Raw genomic sequence first — 21,453 nt, 5'->3', positions numbered from 1 at the left:
TTACTTCGCCAGGATCTGGGCCAGCATCGCCGGAACGATGATCCGGTGAAACGGCATGATGATCGCGAGATAGGCGCGCCCGAGCCAATTGTGCGTCTTGACGATCGTCGTCGCGGCCACCTCTTGCCGGCCGCTGCCAAGATCCCTGACTTCGACCAGAACACGGAAATCGAGATGCCGGTCGTCGAGGCCAAGCACAACCTTGCCGGGAAACTGGCTGATGAGCGGAAATATCCCGATCCGGCCCGACGGCAACACCGCAGTTTCCAAGCCCGTCTTCAGCCGGAACGGCCTGACAGCAAGATTGCGCAGCGCCATGAGCCTGCCGACCCAGGGCGGCGTTCGCCCCAGAGCGCGTTCGGCCGCGCCGAATGCGGTTAAGGAAAGGCCTTCAGTGACCAGCACATAGCGGTCTGCGAACTGGGCTCTGGCGAGAGCATCGCAGTGATTCGGGACAAGCTGAGCTGACGGATTCGTCACGGCAAAACCCTCTGATTCGACCTTAACAGACGCAAACTTGGCGCGCTGCGTGGCGAAACGACGCCACTCCGGCTGCGGAAGGGCAGGATTGTCCTTGTTTTTGGCGTTTTCCAACCCTAGCGTGAAACCAGTTCAATGATTGCGCGTTGTATGGTGTTGATTGATATTTTTCATCCACGGAGGACACTTTTATGGCGAACACACCGAATCCAAACGACCCGTTCAATTCGTCCACCAACGCACCAAGGCCAAGTGGCGGCGGCGGTGGTAGCGGTTGGCTGATTGCCCTGGTCGTCGTTATTCTGGCGGTTGTCGCGTATTATGTTTTCGGAAGAAGTGGTGAGCACCCGGCACCCGCCGAGCCGCCGGCGGCCAGCACACCGGCCCCAGCGCCTGCACCGGCGGAACCGATGAAGCCGGCTGAACCTGCGCCCGCGCCTGCTCCGGCACCTGCAGAACCGGCGCCTGCCCCGGCACCCGCGCCCGCACCGGCTCCTGCGCCGGCACCAGCCCCTGCGCCGGCACCTGCACCGGCCCAGTGATTGGCTCGATATCAGTTACGAACGGCCCGCTGAAAAGCGGGCCGTTTTGTTTTGTAGGGGCCGCCAGAAAGGCCTTTCCAGAAACTCGCTCCGGTGAGTCAGCTGGTGTGGTTTTCGAGAACCGGAGCGCAGCGGACATTGGGTCCGTGAGCAGCGCATGACCCCGAAGATCAGTCCGATTTTTTCGGAGAGGATCATGCGCCAATCAAAAAGGGTCACAGCATCCTTTGAGCGTCCAGGAGGGACGCGCGGCGCTGTGAAAGCGGAGAAAACCTCGCCAGATGGCCGCCGGAGTAGAGTTTATGAAAGGGCCTTAGATGTGGATCGGCTTGAAGAACGTCGCCAGCGCCGCCTCCTTGATCGCCTCCGACATCGTCGGATGCGCATGGCAGGTGCGGGCGAGATCCTCCGACGAACCGCCGAACTCCATCAGCACCGCCGCCTCGTGGATCATCTCGCCGGCGCCGAAGCCGACGATATGCACGCCGAGCACGCGGTCGCTTTGCCTGTCGGCGAGGATCTTCACAAAACCGTCCGTGTGCAGCATGGCGCGCGCCCGGCCATTGGCGCTGAACGGGAACTTTCCGATCTTGTAGTCGATGCCGGCCTTCTTCAATTCTTCCTCGGTCTTGCCGACCGAGGCGATTTCCGGGCTGGTGTAGACGACGCTCGGAATGACGTCATAGTTCACGTGGCCGGCCTGGCCGGCAATGGTTTCCGCTACCGCCACGCCCTCATCCTCGGCCTTGTGCGCCAGCATCGGCCCGGCGATGACATCGCCGATGGCATAGATGCCCGGGATATTGGTCTTGAGATGGCCATCGGTCTTGACCCGGCCGCGCTCGTCGACCTCGACGCCGGCTTCCCCGAGCCCGAGGCTGTCGGCATAGGCGCGGCGGCCGGTGGCGATCAGCACGGCATCGGCCTCGATGGTCTCGGCGGCGCCGCCCTTGACCGGCTCGAAGGTGACGGTCGCACCCTTCTTGGCCTTGGCGACGCCGGTGACCTTGGCGCCGAGCTTGAACTCGAAGCCCTGTTTGCCCAGCAACCGCTGGAATTGCTTGGAGACCTCGCCGTCCATGCCGCCCAGGATGGTGTCGAGGAATTCGACCACGGTGACCTTGGCGCCGAGCCGCGCCCACACCGAGCCGAGCTCGAGCCCGATGACACCGCCGCCGACCACCACCAGATGGCCGGGAACCTTATCCAGCGACAGCGCGCCGGTCGACGACACGATCACCTTCTCGTCGATGTCGACCTTGACGCCGGGAATGCCGGCGACATCCGAGCCGGTGGCGATGACGATGTTCTTGGTCTCGATCTCCTCGACCTTGCCGTCCTCGGAGGTGACCGACACCTTGCCGGCGGCGAGCACCTTGCCGGTGCCGCGGAAACTGTCGATCTTGTTCTTCTTGAACAGGAAGGCGACGCCGTTGACGTTCGACGACACCGTCGCATCCTTGTGCGCCATCATCTTCTTCAGGTTCAATTTCGGCGCCGATATCTCGACGCCGAGCGTGTCGAAGGAGTGGCCGGCCTCGGCGAACATCTCGGAGGCATGGAGCAGCGCCTTGGACGGGATGCAGCCGATGTTCAGGCAGGTGCCGCCGAAGGTCGCGTTCTTCTCGACCACCGCAACCCTGAGCCCGAGCTGCGCCGCCTTGATGGCGCAGACATAGCCGCCGGGTCCCGATCCGATGATAACGACGTCATAAGCCATGATACTGTCCTTCTGTTTTGAGCATGATGCCGAAAAGTGTGACGCGGTTTTCGGATAACATCATGCTCGATCTGCTTGAGAGCGCTCAGCGGCCGCCGCTTACATTCAGGATCGCGCCCGTCGTATAGGACGCGGCGTCGGAGAGAAGATAGAGAACCGCGCCCGCGACTTCATCCACTGTACCGGCTCTTTTCATCGGCAGCAGATCGCGGAACCGCTCCACCCGGTCCGGCTGCCCGCCGGAGGCGTGGATGTCCGTGTCGATGATGCCCGGCCGCACCGCATTGACGCGGATGCCTTCTAGCGCCACCTCACGGGCGAACCCGACGGTGAAGGTGTCGATGGCGCCCTTGGAGGCGGCATAATCGACATATTCGCCCGGCGAGCCCAATGTCGCCGCGGCCGACGAGATGTTGACGATGGATCCGCCCGACCCGCCATGACGGGTCGACATGCGCTTCACCGCCTCGCGGGCGCAGAGGAACGAGCCGACGACATTGATGCGCATCATGCGCTCCAGCCGCGAAACATCCATCTCGTCGACGCGCGCCTTGACGTCGACGATGCCGGCATTGTTGACGAAGGCATCGAGCCGTCCATAGGCGCGGTCAACGGCCTCGAACATGGCCACGATATCGGACTCCTTGCCGACATCGCCCTTGACCGCGAAAGCCTCGCCGCCGGCGGCCTCGATCTCGGCGACCAGCGCCTTGGCGGCCTCCTGGTTCGAAGCGTAGTTGACCGCGACCCGGTAGCCGGCCTTCGATCCGAGCCGGCAGATCGCGGCGCCGATGCCGCGGCTGCCGCCGGTGACCAGCAGCACCTTTTGCGTCCCGCTCATTCCTGGCATCCCTTCAAGGCAAACACATCCCACGGCACTTTCGAAAATCCGCTGCCGCCATAGGCGCTGGATTGGCGCAACGCCGGCCCGAGGTCCGGCAGGATCAGCGTCTTCGGCGCTTCGACGCCTTCAGCCGGCAGCAGTCCGATGTTGCCCTTTTCATCCGCCGTGTAGATGACGCCGTGCCAGGGCGTGCAGGCGGCAAGCTCCTCGCCGGTGACGTCGCCCTCGGGGCATTTGTGCATCAGCGCGCCGTTCGGCCGCGATACGCCTTCATTCCACATGACGATGCCGTTAAGCACCACATTGTTGTCGAGGATCATCCGGAAGCTGTTGGTGACGGTCGCCGAGGTGCCGGTCGGCGTGAAATCGATCTCGCTGCCGCTCTGGGCGTCGCCATAGACAGCGAGTTCTATCGGGCAGGCGGCATGGGCGCCGGCAGCGGCCAGCACCATGCCGGCCGCGATCGATGCGATCGAAAGCACCTTGGAAAGGCTAAGGGAACGGGTCGTCATTCTGCCGCGCAGATCCCTTCCTCCGGCACACATTCCAACAGCCGGATCAGCACCAGACCTCAGAGATCAAGCACCAGCCGTTCCGGATCCTCCAGGCTTTCCTTGACGCGGACCAGGAACGTCACCGCTTCCTTGCCGTCGACGATGCGGTGATCGTAGCTGAGCGCCAGGTACATCATCGGCCGGATGACGATCTGGCCGCCGACCACGACAGGCCGGTCCTGGATCTTGTGCATGCCGAGAATGCCCGACTGCGGCGCGTTGAGGATCGGGGTCGACATCAGCGACCCGTAAACGCCGCCGTTCGAAATCGTAAACGTGCCGCCCTGCATGTCGGCGACCGACAGCTTTCCGTCACGCGCGGCGATACCCAGCCGGCCGATGTCCTTCTCGATCTCGGCGATCGACATCTGGTCGGCATCGCGCACCACCGGCACGACGAGGCCCTTTTCAGTGCCGACGGCGACGCCGATATGGGCATAGTTCTTGAAGATGATATCGGTGCCGTCGATCTCGGCATTGACCGAGGGGATTTCCTTCAACGCGTGCGTGACGGCCTTGGTGAAGAAGCCCATGAAGCCGAGCTTCACGCCGTGCTTCTTCTCGAACACATCCTTGTATTTGGTGCGCAGCGCCATCACCGCTGACATGTCGACCTCGTTGAAGGTGGTCAGCATGGCTGCGGTCGACTGCGCTTCCTTGAGGCGGCGCGCGATGGTCTGGCGCAGCTTGGTCATGCGCACGCGCTCCTCGCGCGATGCATCGTCGCCCGAGGACGGCGCCCGCACGGCAACCGGTGCCGGTGCTGCTTTCGGTGTCTCGGCCGGCTGCGACGGCGCGCCCTTGGAGATGGCGTCGAGCACGTCACCTTTCAGCACCTGGCCGCGCTTTCCCGAACCGGAGATCTGGTCGACCGAGAGATTGCTTTCGGCGATCAGTTTCGCCGCGGCCGGTGCCGGTGGCATGGTGCGCGGCTCGACCGGGCCGGCATCGCCGGCGATCTTGGCGGTCTCGGCCGCGGCCTGCTTGCCGGTCGATGCCGCATCCGGCGACGAGGCCTGCGACACCGCTTGCGGCTTCGTGGCGGGAGCCGCGCCGCCTGCCGAAATCGACCCCAGCAGCGCGCCGACGCCGACCGTCTCGCCTTCCTTGACGGTGATCTCACCCAGCGTGCCGGCGGCGGCGGCAGGCACCTCCACCGTCACCTTGTCGGTCTCGAGCTCGACCAGCGGTTCATCGGCGGCGATTGTATCGCCAACCTTCTTGAACCATTTGCCGACGGTCGCTTCAGTGACGGATTCGCCGAGAGTGGGAACGCGGATTTCGGTAGCCATTGTGCCTGTCCGTTTTCTTTCGGTTCTGTTGTTCGCCCAGATCTTCTCTATTCACCAAGCGCGTCTTCGAGCAAGGCGGCGAGCTGGGCGAGATGCTTCGACATCAGTCCGGTCGCCGGCGAGGCGGCGGCCGGACGGCCGGTGTAGCGCACCCGCTGATGCTTGGCGTCGATATGCGCCAGCACCCATTCCAGATACGGGTCGATGAACGACCAGGCGCCCATGTTCTTGGGCTCCTCCTGGCACCACACCATCTCGGCATTGCGGAACCGCGACAGTTCGGTGATCAGCGCCTTGGCCGGGAACGGGTAAAGCTGCTCGACGCGCAGCAGATAGATGTCGTTGATGCCGCGCTTTTCGCGCTCCTCATAGAGGTCGTAATAGACCTTGCCCGAACACAGCACGACGCGGCGGATCTTGGAATCCTTGACCAGCTTGATCGCTTGTCCGGAAAGCAGCTGCGCATCGTCCCACAGCAACCGGTGGAACGAGCTTTCGCCCGAAATTTCCGGCAGCGTCGACACCGCCCGCTTGTGGCGCAGCAGCGACTTCGGCGTCATCAGAATCAGCGGCTTGCGGAAGTCGCGCTTCAGCTGCCGGCGCAATATGTGGAAGTAGTTGGCCGGCGTGGTGCAGTTGGCGACTTGCATGTTGTCTTCGGCGCAAAGCTGCAGGAAGCGTTCGAGCCGGGCCGAGGAATGTTCCGGACCCTGGCCTTCATAGCCATGCGGCAACAGGCAGACGAGGCCCGACATTCTGAGCCACTTGCGTTCGCCTGACGAGATGAACTGGTCGAACACCACCTGGGCGCCGTTGGCGAAGTCGCCGAACTGCGCTTCCCACAAGGTCAGCGCCTTGGGCTCGGCCAGGCTATAGCCGTATTCGAAGCCCAGAACCGCCTCTTCCGACAGCATCGAGTTGATGACTTCATAGCCGGCCTGAGCCGCCGACAGATTGTTGAGCGGGATGTAGCGGGTCTCGTCGCGCTGGTCGTAGAGCACGGAATGGCGCTGCGAGAAGGTGCCGCGTTCGGAATCCTGCCCCGACAGGCGGATCGGATTGCCGTCGAGCAGGATGGCGCCGAAGGCCAGCGCCTCGGCCGTCGACCAGTCGATGCCTTCGCCGGACTCGATCGCCTGGCGGCGGTTTTCGAGGAAGCGGATGATCGTCTTGTGCGCCTCGAAGTCCTTCGGCACCTCGGTCAGCTTCCTGCCGATTTCCTTCAGTGTCTTGACCGGCACGGCGGTCTTGCCGCGCCGCTGTTCGTCCTGGTTGTCGGCAGTGCGCAGGCCCGACCAGGCGCCGTCGAGCCAGTCAGCCTTGTTGGGCTTGTAGTGCTGGCCGACTTCCCATTCGGATTCCAGATGCGCCCGCCAGTCGGCTTTCAACTGGTCGAGCTCGGCCTGGGTGAGGTGACCCTCGGCGATCAGCCGGTCGCCATAGATCTGCACCGTCGTCTTGTGGTTGCGGATGTTGCGGTACATGATCGGCTGGGTGAAGGCCGGTTCGTCGCCCTCATTGTGGCCGAAGCGGCGATAGCAGAACATATCGACCACAACAGGCTTGAAGAACTTCATGCGAAACTCGATCGCCACCTTGGTGGCGTGCACCACGGCTTCCGGGTCGTCGCCATTGACGTGGAAGATCGGTGCTTCGATCATCTTGGCGACGTCGGACGGATAGGGCGAGGAGCGCGAAAAGCGCGGGTTGGTGGTGAAACCAATCTGGTTGTTGATGATGAAATGCAGCGTGCCAGCGACGCGGTGGCCGCGCAGGCCGGACAGGCCGAGGATCTCGGCGATCACGCCCTGACCGGCGAAGGCGGCATCGCCATGCAGCAAGAGCGGCAGCACCTTGGCGCGCTCTTCCAGCGGCACGATTTCCTCGCGGCTGCGGCCGAACAGATAATCCTGCTTGGCGCGCGCCTTGCCCATCACCACCGGATCGACGATTTCCAGATGCGAGGGGTTGGCGGTCAAGGACAGATGCACCTTGTTGCCGTCGAATTCGCGGTCCGACGAGGCGCCTAGATGGTACTTGACGTCGCCCGAGCCTTCGACCTCATCGGGTGCCGCAGAGCCGCCCTTGAACTCGTGGAAGATGGCGCGGTGGGGCTTGGCCATCACCTGGGAGAGCACGTTCAGCCGGCCGCGATGCGCCATGCCGAGCACGATTTCCTTCATGCCGAGCTGGCCGCCGCGCTTGACGATCTGCTCCAGCGCCGGGATCAGCGCCTCACTGCCATCGAGGCCGAAGCGCTTGGTGCCCTTGTACTTGACGTCGATGAACTGCTCGAAGCCTTCAGCCTCGACCAGCTTCTGCAGGATCGCCTTCTTGCCGGCGGCGGTGAAGGTGATCTCCTTGTCGGCACCCTCGATGCGCGCCTGGATCCAGGCCTTTTCCTCAGGGTCGGAAATATGCATGAACTCGACGCCGAGCGTGGAGCAATAGGTGCGGGTCAGGATTTCCAGCATCTGCCGGATGCTGCCGAATTCAAGCCCCAGCACATTGTCGAGGAAGATCGGCCGGTCGTAATCGGCTTCGGTGAAGCCGTAGTTTTCCGGCGACAGCTCGTTGTAGTCCTCGAGCGGCTTGGCGATGCCGAGCGGATCGAGATTGGCGTGCAGATGGCCGCGCATGCGGTAGGCGCGGATCATCATGATGGCGCGCACCGAATCGCGCGTCGCCTGGTGCACGTCGGCGTCGGACAGGACGACGCCATTGGTGACCGCCTTGTCCTTGACCTTCTTTTCGATCGTCTTCTCGACGATGCCCCAATTGCCGTCGAGCGCCGACACCAATTCGCCATTGGCCTGCAGCGGCCAGGAGGGCTTGGCCCAGGAGGCGCCCTTGGCGTTCCTGCGCACATCGCCGGAATCGTCTTTCAGCCCGGCGAAGAACTCCTGCCATTCGGGATTGACCGAGGCTGGATCGTCCTCATAGGCGGCGTAAAGCGCGTCGATGTAATCGGCATTGCCGCCATAGAGGAAAGAGGTGAGAGAAAATTGGTCGTTGGCCTGATCTTGTCTTGCCATTTTTGTCCGCGGAGCCCGGCTCCGTCTCCTGTTTTTGGAGGGGAGTAGGGGAATAAGGGAATAGGGGAGCAGGGCTTTTTGCCGCTGCTATTTTCCCTACTGCCCTACTCCCTTACTCCCCTATTCCCTTACCCTTTGATCGCTTCGACCAAGGTCGTGCCCAGCCTTGCCGGCGACGGCGAAACTTTTATCCCGGCCGATTCCATCGCCGCGATCTTGTCTTCGGCGCCGCCCTTGCCGCCGGAGATGACCGCGCCGGCGTGGCCCATGGTGCGGCCGGCCGGCGCCGTGCGCCCGGCGATGAAGCCGGCCATCGGCTTCTTGCGGCCACGCTTGGCTTCGTCCTTGAGGAACTGCGCGGCGTCTTCCTCGGCCGAACCGCCGATCTCGCCGATCATGATGATCGACTTGGTCTCCTCGTCGGCGAGGAACATCTCGAGCATGTCGATGAACTCGGTGCCTTTGACGGGGTCGCCGCCAATGCCGACGGCGGTGGTCTGGCCGAGGCCGACATTGGTGGTCTGGAACACTGCCTCATAGGTAAGCGTTCCCGACCGCGAAACAACGCCGACCGAGCCCTTGCGGAAGATGTTTCCGGGCATGATGCCGATCTTGCATTCGTTGGGCGTCAGCACGCCCGGGCAGTTCGGGCCGATCAGCCGCGAGGTCGAACGGTCGAGCCTGGCCTTGACCCTGATCATGTCCATCACCGGTATGCCTTCGGTGATGCAGATGATCAGCGGGATCTCGGCCTCGATCGCTTCGAGGATGGCTTCGGCGGCGCCTGCCGGCGGCACATAGACGACGGACGCATTGGCACCGGTCTTTTCCTTGCCCTCGGCGACGGTGGCGAAGATCGGCAGGCTTTCGCCCTTCGCGCCGGTCCACGTCTCGCCACCCTTCTTGGGATGGATGCCGCCGACCATTTTCGTGCCGTGATAGGCCAGCGCCTGTTCGGTGTGGAACGTGCCGGTCTTGCCGGTCAGGCCCTGCACCAGCACCTTGGTGTTCTTGTCGACGAGGATGGACATGGGAGCCCTTTTCTAAAAACCGTTGATCGAGGAAAACATGGTCAGAGCCGCTTCAAGTCGGCGACGGTGAGGTCGCTCTTGGCGTTGCCGGTGTTGAGCGTCGTTGCCGGCTCGAACATCAGCACCACGGGCTCAACGGTGAGCGAGCGCGGCCGGTGTTCGACGCCGCGCGGCACGACGATGAAATCGCCCTCGCCGAGTTCGACCGGGCCGTCGCGGAAATCGATGGCAATACGCCCACGCAGCACGAGGAAGGCTTCGTCCTCATTGTCATGCGCGTGCCAATCGAAGACCTCGCCGAACTTGGCGACCTTCGCCTGGCTGTCGTTGACGTCGCCGGCGATATGCGGATCGAAGACCTTCTTGATCTTTTGATCCGCAGCCTCGACCAGGTTTATCTTATGCGGAGGCACCAGATCAGCCCTTCACCGCCGCCACGATCTTCTTGGCTGCATCGTCGAGATCGTCGGCCGACACCACGTTCAGGCCGCTGTCGTTGATGATCTTCTTGCCCAGCTCGGCATTGGTGCCTTCCAGGCGCACCACCAGCGGCACTTCCAGGCCGACTTCCTTGACCGCGGCAATGACACCCTCGGCAATGATGTCGCACTTCATGATGCCGCCGAAGATGTTGATCAGGATGCCCTTGACCGCCGGATCCCTGGTGATGATCTTGAACGCCGCCGTCACTTTTTCCTTGGACGCACCGCCGCCGACATCGAGGAAGTTGGCGGGTTCGGCGCCATAGAGCTTGATGATGTCCATCGTCGCCATGGCAAGGCCGGCGCCGTTGACCATGCAGCCGATATTGCCGTCGAGCGCGACATAGGCGAGGTCGTATTTCGACGCCTCGATTTCCTTCTCGTCCTCTTCGGTGGTGTCGCGCAGTTCGAGCACGTCGGGGTGACGGAACAGCGCGTTGTTGTCGAACGACACTTTTGCGTCGAGCACGCGCAGCCGGCCGTTCTTCATGACGATCAGCGGATTGACCTCGAGCAGGCTCATGTCCTTCTCGACGAAGGCCTTGTAGAGGATCGGGAACAGCGTATCGCCGTCCTTGGCCGCATCGCCGTCGAGCTTGAGCGCGCCGTTGAGCGCCTTCAGGTCGGCTGAAGTGACACCTTTTTCCGGGTCGATGGCGACGGTGATGATCTTTTCCGGCGTGTCATGCGCGACCGCCTCGATGTCCATGCCGCCCTCGGTCGAGACGACGAAGGCAATGCGGCCGACCGAACGGTCGACCAGGATCGACAGATAGAGCTCGCGTTCGATGTCGGCGCCGTCTTCGATATAGAGGCGGTTGACCTGCTTGCCGGCCGGGCCGGTCTGCTTGGTCACCAGAGTGTTGCCCAGCATCTCGTTGGCGTTGGCGACGACATCGGCCACCGATTTCACCAGCCGCACGCCGCCCTTGGCGTCCGGGCCGAGCTCGGTGAATTTGCCCTTGCCGCGGCCGCCGGCATGGATCTGGCTCTTCACCACATAGAGCGGGCCCGGCAGCGCCTTGGCGGCGGCTTCCGCTTCGCTCGCCTTGAACACCGGCACGCCTTCGGCCACCGGCGCGCCGAAGCTCTTCAGCAGTGCCTTGCCCTGATACTCATGGATGTTCATCTGGATGGTCTCCGGATCGACTGGGGGTTCACTTACTGGAGATTCATTTGGAGGCGAGTTGCGGCGCGATCTTGACGCAGGCCTCGGTCAGGCCCTGCACCGTCGCCACGGAGGAGTCGAACATCTTCTGCTCGCTCTTGTTGAGCTCGATCTCGATGATGCGCTCGACGCCGCCGGCGCCGATGACCACGGGAACGCCGACATAGGTATTCTTGACGCCATACTGGCCGGAGAGATACGCCGCGCAGGGCAGCACGCGCTTCTTGTCCTTGAGATAGGCTTCGGCCATCGAGATCGCCGAAGCGGCCGGCGCGTAATAGGCCGAGCCGGTCTTGAGCAGGCCGACGATCTCGGCGCCGCCGTCGCGGGTGCGCTGCACGATCTGGTCGAGCTTCTCCTTCGAGGTCCAGCCCATCTTGATGAGGTCGGGCAGCGGAATGCCCGATACCGTCGAGTAGCGGATCATCGGCACCATGGAATCGCCGTGGCCGCCGAGCACGAAGGCGGTGACGTCCTCGACCGAGACCTTGAATTCCTCGGCCAGGAAATAGCGGAAGCGCGCGCTGTCGAGCACGCCGGCCATGCCGACGACGTGGCTGTTGGGCAGGCCTGAGAATTTCTGCAGCGCCCAGACCATGGCGTCGAGCGGGTTTGTGATGCAGATGACGAAAGCCTTCGGCGCATACTTCTTCAGCCCGGCGCCGACCTGCTCCATGACCTTGAGGTTGATGCCCAAAAGGTCGTCGCGGCTCATGCCGGGCTTGCGCGGCACGCCGGCGGTGACGATGCAGACGTCGGCGCCTTCGATGCCGGCATAGTCGTTGATGCCGGTGAGCCTGGAGTCGAAGCCATCGACCGGCGACGACTGCGCGATATCGAGCCCCTTGCCCTGCGGGATACCTTCGGCAATATCGAACAGCACCACGTCGCCGAGGTCCTTGAGGCCGATCATGTGAGCGAGCGTGCCGCCGATCATGCCAGAGCCGATAAGCGCTATCTTGTTGCGTGCCATGTGAGGATGTTTTCCCTTTGTCGGTGACGACGTCTCAAATCTCTGGTGACTTGATGGTGGCGTCGAAGAAGAGGCCGGAATGCTGCGGGGAACCGCGAATTTTCGCCGCACCCAATAGCCCCGGCACGGAAAAAATTCAAACGATTATTTTGGCGTCAGTGTTTTCAATCGGTTAGATCATTTGGGATTTACGTAAACGTCAAAGTTTGTAAGCCGGCTTGGGAGGAAATAACCGACGAAGATGGAAATCGTAAGGCTGAATGCGGGTAATGACGCCCTTGTGATGCGGGTGGCCGAGGAGGTTCGAGTTGTAGACGTTGGCATGACAGAGGGGGGGCAAAGGATCGCTACCGACGCATTCCCTGGAAATTCAGGCCTGCGCCTGCTGTGCCTCTGGCGCCGGCTTCCCTTTCTGCCGCTCCGCCCAATCCTCCAGCCAGTCGCGGCTTTGCATCTCGATCAGCCGCGATGCGGTGCGCTCGAACTCGAAGACCTCCACGCCGCGCTTGGCGGCATAAAGCGCTTGCGGCGGCGCTTCGGCGCTCACCACCAGCCGCACATGATGGTCGTAGAGCGTGTCGATCAGAAGGATGAAGCGTTTGGCCTCGTTGCGCTTGCCTTCGCCGAGCACCGGGACGTGGTCGATGAAAATGGTTGAGAAGCGCCCGGCGATCGCCAGGAAATCGCGCGCGCCAAGCGGCTTTTCGCAGAGATCGGCGAAGGAGAACCGCGCCGCATCGCCTGCCGCACGCGGCACGATCACCTGCCGCCCTTTGAGGGCAATCGATGTCTCGGCGGCCGGCGCGTTGTGCGTCATGGCTTGCCAGGCCTCGTCGAGTAGCTGGTCCGCCGCCGCATCGGCCGGAGTGACATAGACCGGTGTCCGGGCGAGCTTTTCCAGCCGGTAGTCCTTGTCGGCATCGAGCGCCAGCACCTGTGTGTGCCGCTCCAGTATGCCGATGAAGGGCAGGAAAAGCTGACGGTTCAGCCCGTCGCTGTAGAGGTTTTCCGGCGCCACATTCGAGGTGGCGACCAGCACCACACCGCTGGCAAACAGCGCCGAAAACAACCTGGACAGGATCATCGCGTCGGCGATGTCGGTGACCGAGAACTCGTCGAAGCACAGCACCCAGGCTTGCTCGGCAAGGGCCTTGGCCACCGGCGGGATCGGATCGTCCTCCTTGACGTCGCCGTTCTTGCGCGCCTGCCGGTGCTTCTGGATACGGTCCTGCACGTCCGCCATGAAGTCGTTGAAGTGGACGCGGCGCTTGCGCCGCACCGGCAGCAACTCGAAGAAAATGTCCATCAGCATGGTCTTGCCGCGACCGACGCCGCCATGGATGTAAAGGCCTTTGACGGCCTCATGCGTCTCGCGCTTGCGGGCGAACAGCCAGCCCAGCGCGCTCGACTTATGCGCCAGCCGCTTGGCCGAGATCTCATCGGTCAGCCGGTCGAGCGCCGCAACGATCCGTTCCTGCGCCGGATCGCGGTCGATCGTACCGGTTTCCACCAGATGCTCGTAGCGCTGCCTGACGGTCGCATGGGTCTGGAGGCCGTCACGCAGATGCATCGGTCACGTCATTTGTTTATGCATGTCGCTGTCCCGAAATCGGGGTCACTTCTGCGCGACACGCATTCGGAGGACTAAAGCGGTCGTGTCTGAACGGATTCAGACGACCCGCTTTAGATCTTTGTTTTCCCAAAACCGCGGCCACTTTTGGGCGACATGCATTAGCCTACCTTGTAAGCGAAATCGGCTGGCCGTTGGAAGTCTGGCCGTCGAATTTCGAGCCGCCCGAGGAATAGAGCCGCGCCAGCGCACCGCCACTCTCGTCATAGAGCGTCAGCTGCTTGCCGGCGACGTTCCACGACTTGACGCCGTCCATCGGCGCCGGGCAATGCAGCGGCCCAGCGCGGAAGCCGGCGCCGAATTTGGTCTGCGGTGTCGCCACCTTGCAGCTCTGGCCCGCAACGCTGGCGTTCCAGACACCGGCGACGCTGGCGGCAGTCACGTCCGAAGCGCCGGCCGGCGCCGAACCATCCGAAGGCAGCGCGGCGACCTGCGTGTTCGCAGGAGCGGTCGGGAATTGAGACGGGTCGGTGGTGCCGGGCGATGCTGGCGGCGGCAGTTGGTTCGCCGTCACCTTGCCGGCGGGCGCGGCCTCCAGCGGTGCCGGCTGCTGGTCATCCATCGAGGAGAAACGCGAGGTCGAACAGCCGCTCGCAACGAGCGCCGCCAGCGATACGGCCACCAGACCGGTTTTCGAAAAAGTCATTCCAACCTCCGTCGGATCCGGCTGGGGGGAAGCCGTCCGCACAATCTCACCCCCACCAAGATGGAGAAGGTGGCGAAATTTCAACCCGATATGGTTAAAATACAGTTTGCAGCAAGAATTGTTGCAAATTTATCGCAATCGCGGCGGCTGACCGCTTGTCGCGCGTCGCCTGGGGATCCGGTCAAAGCAGTGCAGCGCCGACATTCGACGGTTGGACGCTTGCGCGAGCCGTCTTAGCGCCTATGTCTGGAAAACGAAACACCTGCCGGAGCCGCAAAATTGGCCGCGAGAAAGACAGCCGCCAATCGCTATTATAGCGGCCCGCCCAGCGACCATTTCGACGGCGCATTGTTCTTCAATCCCGACGGCCAGCCACCCGGCCGTTTCGCCGACCTGCTGAAATGGCAGTTGAATGGCCAGCGCTCGAAATGGCCGGCGAGCGATGCAAGCCCCTTTCCGCAGGCAAAGCCGGCGACAAGGGTCGAGGGCGCCGCGCTGGAAGTGACGATGGTTGGCCATTCCACCTTGCTGGTCCAGACGGCCAGTCTGAACATCCTTACCGATCCGGTATGGTCGTTGCGCGCCTCGCCGCTTTCCTTCGCCGGACCAAAACGCATCAATGCGCCAGGCATCGCCTTTGCCGACCTGCCGCCGATCGACCTCGTGCTGGTCAGCCACAACCACTACGACCATCTCGACCTCGCCACGTTGAAGCGGCTGAAGGCCGGCCACGACCCGCTGGTGCTCACTCCGCTCGGCAACGACGCCATCATCGAAGCCGCCGTGCCCGGCATGCGGCTGTCGGCGCATGACTGGGGCGACAGGGTCGAGATCGGCGACGGCGCCGCCGTTCATGTCGAGCCGGTGCATCACTGGTCGGCGCGTGGCGCCCGCGACCGGCGCATGGCGCTCTGGGCCGGCTTTGTCGTCGAAACGCCTGACGGCAAGCTCTATTTCGCCGGCGATACCGGCTTCCACGATGGCATCAACTACCGGCTGATGGCCGAGAAACATGGCGGTTTCCGCTTCGCCATCCTGCCGATCGGCGCCTATGAGCCGCGCTGGTTCATGGCGCCGCAGCACCAGAATCCCTGGGAAGCCGTGCAAGGCATGACGCTGTGCAACGCCGCCCATGCCGCCGGCTGTCACTGGGGCACCTTCCAGCTCACCGACGAGCCGATCGACGAGCCGGCGCGCAAATTGACCGAGGCGCTTGACGATCGAGGCATCCCACGCGAGCGCTTTCGCGCCTTGCGGCCGGGCGAGGTCTGGGATGTGCCGGAGCACATAGCGCCCTGATCCGCATCGGTTCGACGGAACCCCAGCGCTGCAACCGCGTTTTCATGTGGTTGAAATATTTGCCGGTTTGCGAGGCATTGTCATGCTCAAATGGATTATCATTCTCCTGATCGTCGCCGCGGCGGCGAGCTTGCTCGGCATGCCGGCACTGGCAGGTGCCGCGGCCACCGGTGCGCGTATCCTTATCGGCATCGTTCTGATCATCTTCCTGCTGGTGGTGCTGGGCATTTTCGCCGTCACGTAAGTCCGGCGCTTTCGCCGAGACCAAGCGGCTGCGCACTGGTAATTCCTGCCCGTTTCCGCCATATAGCGCCAAACGGACACGGAATTTTTCGGAGCAATGGCCAGCACTGCCCCTTTCGCCAAGATGAACGGCATCGGCAACGAGATCATCGTTGCCGATATGCGTGGCCGTGCCGATCGGGTGACGGCGGCGGCGGCGGTTGCGCTGAACGCCGATGCCGCGACCAGCTTCGACCAGATCATGGCGATCCATGACGCCAGGACGTCTGGCACCGCCTTTTTCATCGACATTCTGAATTCCGATGGAACCGGTGCGCAGGCCTGCGGCAATGGCATGCGCTGCGTCGTCCAGGCGCTCGCCGCCGAGACCGGCCAGAAGATCTTCACCTTCGAGACCGTGGCGGGCATCCTCAATGCGCGCGAACACGCCGACGGTTCGATCTCGGTCGACATGGGCACGCCGCGCTTCGGCTGGCAGGATATCCCGCTGGCCGAGGAATTCCGCGACACCCGCATGATCGAGCTGCAGATCGGCCCGATCGACGCCCCCGTGCTGCATTCACCCTCGGTCGTTTCGATGGGCAACCCGCACGCGATCTTCTGGGTCGACAACGACGTCTGGTCCTACGAGCTCGACCGCTTCGGTCCGCTGCTCGAGAACCACCCGATGTTCCCCGAGCGCGCCAACATAACCATCGCTCAGGTTACTTCGCCCGAAACCATGATCATCCGCACCTGGGAACGCGGCGCCGGCCTGACCAAGGCCTGCGGTTCGGCCTCCTGCGCGGCCGTGGTGGCCGCGGCTCGCACCAATCGGACCGGCCGCAGCGTCAGTCTGTTGACGCCAGGCGGCGGCACGCTGCATGTCGAATGGCGCGACGATGACCACGTGGTCCTGACCGGCGCCGCCGAATGGGAATTTTCCGGCAACTTCGACCCGTCGATCGGGACATGGGCCCGCGACACTGAAAGCGCGGCCTGATGTCCGCTCTGCCCAAGAGCCCGGTGTCCCCGGGGATCGATGTCGTCACCCTCGGCTGCCGGCTCAACACCTATGAATCGCAGGTGATGCGGCGCGAGGCTGAAAGTGCGGGCCTCGGCGCGTTGGAAGGTGGCGCCGTGATCTTCAACACCTGCGCCGTGACAGGCGAAGCCGTGCGCCAGGCCAAGCAGGCGATCCGCAAGGCGCGCCGCGACAACCCGCGAGCCCGCATCATCGTCACCGGCTGCGCTGCGCAGACCGAGCCTGAAAAATTCGCCGCCATGGACGAGGTCGATCTCGTGCTTGGCAATGAAGAGAAGCTGAACGCGAATTCCTACCGCGCGCTGCCGGATTTCGGCGTCAACGACACCGAGAAGGCGCGCGTCAACGACATTTTTTCCGTGCGCGAGACCGCGGGTCACATGGTCGACGCCATCGAGGGCCGCGCACGCGCCTTCGTCCAGGTGCAGAACGGCTGCGACCACCGCTGCACCTTCTGCATCATTCCCTACGGCCGCGGCAATTCGCGCTCGGTGCCGATGGGCGCCGTGGTCGAGCAGGTCAAGCGGCTCGCCGGCAACGGCTATGCCGAGATCGTTCTGACCGGCGTCGACATGACTTCATTCGGCGCCGACCTGCCGGGCGCGCCGAAGCTCGGCAAACTGGTGAAGACCATCCTGAAACAGGTGCCCGATGTTAAGCGCCTGCGGCTGTCGTCGATCGATTCGATCGAGGCCGACGACGATTTGCTCGACGCCATCGCCACCGAGCCCCGGTTGATGCCGCATCTGCATCTGTCGCTGCAGTCGGGCGACGACATGATCCTGAAGCGCATGAAGCGAAGGCATCTGCGCGATCAGTCGATCCGCTTCTGCGAGGATGTGCGCAAACTGCGCCCCGGTATCGTCTTTGGCGCCGACATCATCGCCGGCTTCCCGACCGAGACCGACGAAATGTTCGAGAACTCGGAGAAAATTGTCGAGGAGTGTGGCCTGACCCATCTCCACGTTTTCCCCTTCAGCCCACGCGAAGGCACGCCTGCCGCGCGCATGCCGCAGCTCCGCCGCGAGGTGGTCAAGCAGCGCGCCGCCCGGCTGCGCGCCGCCGGTGAAGTTGCCTATGTCAGGCATCTGTCGTTGCTCACCGGTACGCGTCAGTCGATCCTGATCGAGCGAGACGGCCTTGGCCGCACCGAGGGTTTTACGCTTGCCGCACTCGGCACGGGCGCACCGGGTGAGATCGTCGAGGCCGATATATCGGGCCACGATGGTACCAGGCTGATCGCGGCGCCGCTTGCCGCCCGCGCCGCCTGAGAAACGCAAAGCATGGCTGGTTTTTTCAAGAAGATATTTTCGTTCGGCAAGAAAGAGGTGGTCGACGAACGGATCGACGAGACCGCCCCGCTACCGCCGATCAAATGGGAAGCACTCGATGCGCTGAAGCCGGCGGCCGAACAGGTCGTCCCGGAGTTCTTGAAGCGCGACGAGCCGCGGCCCGAGGCAGAAACGACGCCGACGGTCGAGCCGGAGGTAATTCCTGCGCCGGAACCGGCGCCTGTCGAGGAACCGGTGCCCGCGCCGGAGCCGACCATCCCGCCAGCACCGGAGCCGACTGTTCCCTCCGAGCCGGAACCTCTGCCGGAGCCCGCGCCGAAAGAAGAACCGGCGCCCGCGCCAGAGACTCCAGAGCCGCCGGCGCCCGAGGAAGTTCCGCTCACCCCTGCGACTCCCGAACCCACGCCCGAACGGCAGCCGCAAGAAGTCCCAGCGCCGGCGCCGGCCGAACCGGAGATCGTCCCGTCACGCCCGGAAAAGCGGCCGGAGCCGGCCCCGGTCGAAGTGCCGACGCCGGCCGAGGTTCCGGCAGAAACACCAGCGCCGATCGAGGTGCCCACACCGGCGCCGTCCCCTCTTCAGCCGTCTTCAAAGGCCGGCGCCGCCCCTCATCCGCCTGCCGGCACCTTCTCCCCGTATAGCGACGGGGAGAAGGAAGAAGTTTCAGCGCCGACGCCCGAAGCACCCGCCGCCGAAATCGCACCTCCCATTCGCCAGCCTGCGCCGATCGAATCGCAGCCGGTCATTGCGGAAATTGCGCCCGAGCCGCAGCCTCTTCCACCACCCGCGCCGGAGCCGAAAGCCGCCCCCGGCAAGGTGACCGTCACCAAGAAGGTCGAGCAGAAGGCCGAGCCGCAAAAGGCGCCGGAGCCGGCACCGAGGCGCTCCTGGTTCCAGCGCATGAAGGACGGGCTTGCCCGCTCGTCCAAGGAACTGACCGGCAACATTGCCGGCGTCTTCACCAAGCGCAAGCTGGACGAAGAGACTTTGCAGGACCTGGAGGATGTGCTGATCCGCGCCGATCTCGGCATGGAGACGGCCTTGCGCGTTACCGACGCGCTGGCCGCCAGCCGCTACGGCAAGGACGTTTCCGACACCGAGGTCCGCGCCATCATGGCGGCCGAGGTGGAAAAAGTGCTGACCCATGTCGCCATGCCGCTGGAGCTCGACCTCTCGCACAAGCCGCATGTCATCCTGGTGGTTGGCGTCAACGGCACCGGCAAGACCACCACCATCGGCAAGCTCGCCGCCAAGCTGACCGATGGCGGCCTGTCGGTCATGCTCGCCGCCGGCGACACCTTTCGCGCCGCCGCGATCGAACAGCTGAAGATCTGGGGCGAGCGGACGAAATCGCCGGTCATCGCCTCCAAGCTCGGCGCCGATGCCGCCGGCCTTGCCTATGATGCATTTGAGCGGGCGAAAGAGGCCGGCTCCGACGTGCTGATCATCGACACCGCCGGCCGACTGCAGAACAAGACCGAACTGATGGCCGAGCTCGAAAAGATCGTCCGCGTGCTCGGCAAGCTCGATCCGGAAGCGCCGCACACCGTGCTGCAGACGGTCGACGCCACCACCGGCCAGAACGCGCTCAACCAGGTCGAGATCTTCCGCAATATCGCCGGCGTCAACGGCCTGGTGATGACCAAGCTGGACGGCACGGCGCGCGGCGGTATTCTGGTGGCGATCGCGGCAAAGCACAAATTGCCGGTCTATTTCATCGGCGTCGGCGAACAGGTCGACGACCTCGAACCTTTCTCGGCAAGCGAATTCGCCAGGGCGATCGCTGGAGTAGCTTAACAAGCATGTCCCAAAAAGGTGCAGACTTTTTGGATCAGATCATGCGCAAGAAAGAGATTCCATGAACCCACCCATTCTCGAACGCGATCCGTCGGACCCGCAGAAGCAGAAGAAGGAAGGCGTCAATCCGCTGCTCAAGCTGGTGCTGGAGCTGGGTCCGTTGATGGTGTTCTTCTTCGCCAATGCGCGCAGCGGATGGCTGGTGCAGAAATTCCCTGTTCTGGCCGAGTTCGGCGGGCCGATCTTCGTCGCCACCGGCCTGTTCATGGCCGCCACGGCAATCGCGCTGATCGCCTCGTGGCTGCTCACCCGCACCTTGCCGATCATGCCGATGGTGTCGGGCGTCGTCGTCTTCATTTTCGGCGCGCTGACGCTCTATCTGCAGGACGACATCTTCATCAAGATGAAGCCCACCATCGTCAACACGCTGTTCGGCGGGGTGCTGCTCGGCGGCCTGTACTTCGGCAAGTCGCTGCTTGGCTATGTCTTCGATTCAGCCTTCAGCCTCGACGCTGAAGGCTGGCGCAAGCTGACCTTCCGCTGGGGCCTGTTCTTCCTGTTCCTGGCCATCGTCAATGAGGTGGTGTGGCGCAATTTTTCCACCGACGCCTGGGTTACTTTCAAGGTCTGGGGCATCATGCCGATCACGCTTCTGTTCACCTTCAGCCAGATGCCGCTGATCCTGCGCCATTCGCTGGACGACAAGACCGGCAAAGAAGAGAAGGCCGGGAAATAGAGCCTGCAAATAAGGGGAAAGGGCCATGGAATTCGTCACCACGCGCGACCAGTTGAGGACGATCTACAAGACGCCACGGCCGACCGACGGTTCTATCCGCAAGGAGCTGAAAAAACTTGACGGCCATTGCCGCTCCTTCATCGGCAAGAGCCCATTCGTGCTGATTGGCTCGTCCGACGGTGCCGGCAATGCCGACGTGACGCCGAAGGGCGACAAACCGGGCTTTGCCACCGTTCTGGACGACACCACCATCGCCATTCCCGACCGGCCCGGCAACAACCGGCTCGACACGCTGGAAAACATCCTCGTCAATCCCCCGGTCGGGCTGCTCTTCCTCATCCCCGGCATGAACGAGACGCTGCGCGTCAACGGCGACGCCCGCATCACCGTCGACGCAAATTTGCGCGAGCGCCTCGCCGTCGACGGCAGGGAGCCGCAAAGCGTTGTCGTGGTCAGCGTCAAGGCGGCCTACATGCACTGCGCAAAAGCCTTCATGCGCTCGGATTTGTGGAAGCCGGAAACCTGGTACGACCGCGCGACGCTGCCGACGCTCGGCCAGATCATGCGCGATCAGCTGGCGGTTGCCGATTCCGCCGAGGCGACCGACCGCTGGCTCGACGAGGAATACAAGAAGACGATGTGGTAGTTTTTGCGGACGCGATTCG

General features: G+C 63.4%; 18 protein-coding genes and 1 pseudogene. 7 read left to right on the top strand and 12 right to left on the bottom strand.

Translation table 11 applies throughout. The features are described from left to right. The 12 genes and pseudogenes from A9K65_RS05150 to A9K65_RS05090 form a co-directional block, all read right to left on the bottom strand. Nucleotides 1-480, bottom strand: a complete 480-nt coding sequence (locus A9K65_RS05150; protein ID WP_064993003.1) for a DUF2867 domain-containing protein — start codon at nt 478-480, stop codon at nt 1-3. A gap of 855 nt (nt 481-1,335) precedes the next feature. Beyond that, nucleotides 1,336-2,751: pseudogene (lpdA, locus tag A9K65_RS05140) on the bottom strand (dihydrolipoyl dehydrogenase); the annotation flags it as partial. Nucleotides 2,752-2,827: 76 nt separating this feature from the next. Further along, entirely contained in the window at nt 2,828-3,583 is a 756-nt protein-coding gene (locus A9K65_RS05135) for an SDR family oxidoreductase (protein ID WP_064992616.1), read from the bottom strand. After that, the gene (locus tag A9K65_RS05130) at nt 3,580-4,098 is read right to left on the bottom strand and encodes a hypothetical protein (protein WP_064992617.1); all 519 of its coding nucleotides are present in this window, start codon (nt 4,096-4,098) and stop codon (nt 3,580-3,582) included. Before A9K65_RS05130 ends, A9K65_RS05135 begins: the two co-directional genes overlap by 4 nt. Nucleotides 4,099-4,157: 59 nt before the next feature. Continuing rightward, on the bottom strand, nt 4,158-5,432 hold the full coding sequence (odhB, locus tag A9K65_RS05125) for a 2-oxoglutarate dehydrogenase complex dihydrolipoyllysine-residue succinyltransferase (RefSeq protein WP_013528851.1): 1,275 nt from the start codon (nt 5,430-5,432) through the stop codon (nt 4,158-4,160). 47 nt (nt 5,433-5,479) lie between these two features. Next, entirely contained in the window at nt 5,480-8,467 is a 2,988-nt protein-coding gene (locus A9K65_RS05120) for a 2-oxoglutarate dehydrogenase E1 component (RefSeq protein ID WP_027163286.1), read from the bottom strand. 128 nt (nt 8,468-8,595) lie between these two features. Then, nucleotides 8,596-9,498, bottom strand: coding sequence for a succinate--CoA ligase subunit alpha (gene sucD / locus A9K65_RS05115; protein WP_013528849.1), 903 nt, complete (start codon nt 9,496-9,498; stop codon nt 8,596-8,598). Nucleotides 9,499-9,539: 41 nt separating this feature from the next. Further along, a complete protein-coding gene (locus A9K65_RS05110; RefSeq protein WP_013528848.1) occupies nt 9,540-9,911 on the bottom strand; it encodes a cupin domain-containing protein in 372 nt (123 codons plus the stop codon). A 4-nt stretch (nt 9,912-9,915) separates the two neighbouring features. Continuing rightward, on the bottom strand, nt 9,916-11,109 hold the full coding sequence (gene sucC, locus A9K65_RS05105) for an ADP-forming succinate--CoA ligase subunit beta (protein WP_064992618.1): 1,194 nt from the start codon (nt 11,107-11,109) through the stop codon (nt 9,916-9,918). Between the two features lie 43 nt (nt 11,110-11,152). Next, a complete protein-coding gene (gene mdh, locus A9K65_RS05100; protein WP_013528846.1) occupies nt 11,153-12,121 on the bottom strand; it encodes a malate dehydrogenase in 969 nt (322 codons plus the stop codon). A gap of 370 nt (nt 12,122-12,491) precedes the next feature. After that, nucleotides 12,492-13,691, bottom strand: a complete 1,200-nt coding sequence (gene zapE, locus A9K65_RS05095) for a cell division protein ZapE (protein ID WP_064992619.1) — start codon at nt 13,689-13,691, stop codon at nt 12,492-12,494. 166 nt (nt 13,692-13,857) lie between these two features. After that, nucleotides 13,858-14,397 (bottom strand): protease inhibitor Inh/omp19 family protein, encoded by a 540-nt coding sequence (locus A9K65_RS05090; protein WP_013528844.1) that lies wholly within the window; start codon nt 14,395-14,397, stop codon nt 13,858-13,860. A 279-nt stretch (nt 14,398-14,676) separates the two neighbouring features. On the opposite strand from A9K65_RS05090, the gene A9K65_RS05085 reads away from it, so the two are divergent. The 7 genes from A9K65_RS05085 to A9K65_RS05055 all read left to right on the top strand — a co-directional run bounded on the left by A9K65_RS05085 (nt 14,677) and on the right by A9K65_RS05055 (nt 21,434). After that, on the top strand, nt 14,677-15,696 hold the full coding sequence (locus A9K65_RS05085; RefSeq protein WP_064992620.1) for an MBL fold metallo-hydrolase: 1,020 nt from the start codon (nt 14,677-14,679) through the stop codon (nt 15,694-15,696). Between the two features lie 82 nt (nt 15,697-15,778). Further along, nucleotides 15,779-15,940, top strand: a complete 162-nt coding sequence (locus A9K65_RS05080; RefSeq protein WP_013528842.1) for a DUF1328 family protein — start codon at nt 15,779-15,781, stop codon at nt 15,938-15,940. A gap of 96 nt (nt 15,941-16,036) precedes the next feature. Further along, nucleotides 16,037-16,921: a diaminopimelate epimerase gene (gene dapF, locus A9K65_RS05075; protein WP_013528841.1), complete on the top strand. Its 885-nt coding sequence runs from the start codon at nt 16,037-16,039 to the stop codon at nt 16,919-16,921. Next, nucleotides 16,921-18,234 (top strand): tRNA (N(6)-L-threonylcarbamoyladenosine(37)-C(2))-methylthiotransferase MtaB, encoded by a 1,314-nt coding sequence (gene mtaB / locus A9K65_RS05070; RefSeq protein WP_064992621.1) that lies wholly within the window; start codon nt 16,921-16,923, stop codon nt 18,232-18,234. The genes dapF and mtaB overlap by 1 nt, the downstream gene beginning before the upstream one ends. 12 nt (nt 18,235-18,246) lie before the next feature. Further along, entirely contained in the window at nt 18,247-20,052 is a 1,806-nt protein-coding gene (ftsY, locus tag A9K65_RS05065; protein ID WP_064992622.1) for a signal recognition particle-docking protein FtsY, read from the top strand. A gap of 61 nt (nt 20,053-20,113) precedes the next feature. Continuing rightward, complete coding sequence (locus A9K65_RS05060) at nt 20,114-20,788, top strand: septation protein A (protein ID WP_013528838.1); 675 nt, start codon at nt 20,114-20,116, stop codon at nt 20,786-20,788. 25 nt (nt 20,789-20,813) lie between these two features. After that, the gene (locus A9K65_RS05055) at nt 20,814-21,434 is read left to right on the top strand and encodes a pyridoxamine 5'-phosphate oxidase family protein (protein WP_013528837.1); all 621 of its coding nucleotides are present in this window, start codon (nt 20,814-20,816) and stop codon (nt 21,432-21,434) included. Nucleotides 21,435-21,453: the final 19 nt, after the last annotated feature.

Source organism: Mesorhizobium sp. WSM1497, from assembly GCF_001672455.2.
Lineage (GTDB): Bacteria > Pseudomonadota > Alphaproteobacteria > Rhizobiales > Rhizobiaceae > Mesorhizobium > Mesorhizobium ciceri.
This window is presented reverse-complemented; position numbering and strand designations above follow the sequence as displayed.

What these genes read in the sequence shown, in the direction of transcription:
- A9K65_RS05135 (WP_064992616.1), bottom strand. Translation starts at nt 3,583, where the DNA reads ATGAGCGGGACGCAAAAGGTGCTGCTGGTCACCGGCGGCAGCCGCGGC.
- A9K65_RS05130 (WP_064992617.1), bottom strand. Translation starts at nt 4,098, where the DNA reads ATGACGACCCGTTCCCTTAGCCTTTCCAAGGTGCTTTCGATCGCATCG.
- odhB (WP_013528851.1), bottom strand. Translation starts at nt 5,432, where the DNA reads ATGGCTACCGAAATCCGCGTTCCCACTCTCGGCGAATCCGTCACTGAA.
- A9K65_RS05120 (WP_027163286.1), bottom strand. Translation starts at nt 8,467, where the DNA reads ATGGCAAGACAAGATCAGGCCAACGACCAATTTTCTCTCACCTCTTTC.
- sucD (WP_013528849.1), bottom strand. Translation starts at nt 9,498, where the DNA reads ATGTCCATCCTCGTCGACAAGAACACCAAGGTGCTGGTGCAGGGCCTG.
- sucC (WP_064992618.1), bottom strand. Translation starts at nt 11,109, where the DNA reads ATGAACATCCATGAGTATCAGGGCAAGGCACTGCTGAAGAGCTTCGGC.
- mdh (WP_013528846.1), bottom strand. Translation starts at nt 12,121, where the DNA reads ATGGCACGCAACAAGATAGCGCTTATCGGCTCTGGCATGATCGGCGGC.
- zapE (WP_064992619.1), bottom strand. Translation starts at nt 13,691, where the DNA reads ATGCATCTGCGTGACGGCCTCCAGACCCATGCGACCGTCAGGCAGCGC.
- A9K65_RS05090 (WP_013528844.1), bottom strand. Translation starts at nt 14,397, where the DNA reads ATGACTTTTTCGAAAACCGGTCTGGTGGCCGTATCGCTGGCGGCGCTC.
- A9K65_RS05080 (WP_013528842.1), top strand. Translation starts at nt 15,779, where the DNA reads ATGCTCAAATGGATTATCATTCTCCTGATCGTCGCCGCGGCGGCGAGC.
- dapF (WP_013528841.1), top strand. Translation starts at nt 16,037, where the DNA reads ATGGCCAGCACTGCCCCTTTCGCCAAGATGAACGGCATCGGCAACGAG.
- mtaB (WP_064992621.1), top strand. Translation starts at nt 16,921, where the DNA reads ATGTCCGCTCTGCCCAAGAGCCCGGTGTCCCCGGGGATCGATGTCGTC.
- ftsY (WP_064992622.1), top strand. Translation starts at nt 18,247, where the DNA reads ATGGCTGGTTTTTTCAAGAAGATATTTTCGTTCGGCAAGAAAGAGGTG.
- A9K65_RS05060 (WP_013528838.1), top strand. Translation starts at nt 20,114, where the DNA reads ATGAACCCACCCATTCTCGAACGCGATCCGTCGGACCCGCAGAAGCAG.
- A9K65_RS05055 (WP_013528837.1), top strand. Translation starts at nt 20,814, where the DNA reads ATGGAATTCGTCACCACGCGCGACCAGTTGAGGACGATCTACAAGACG.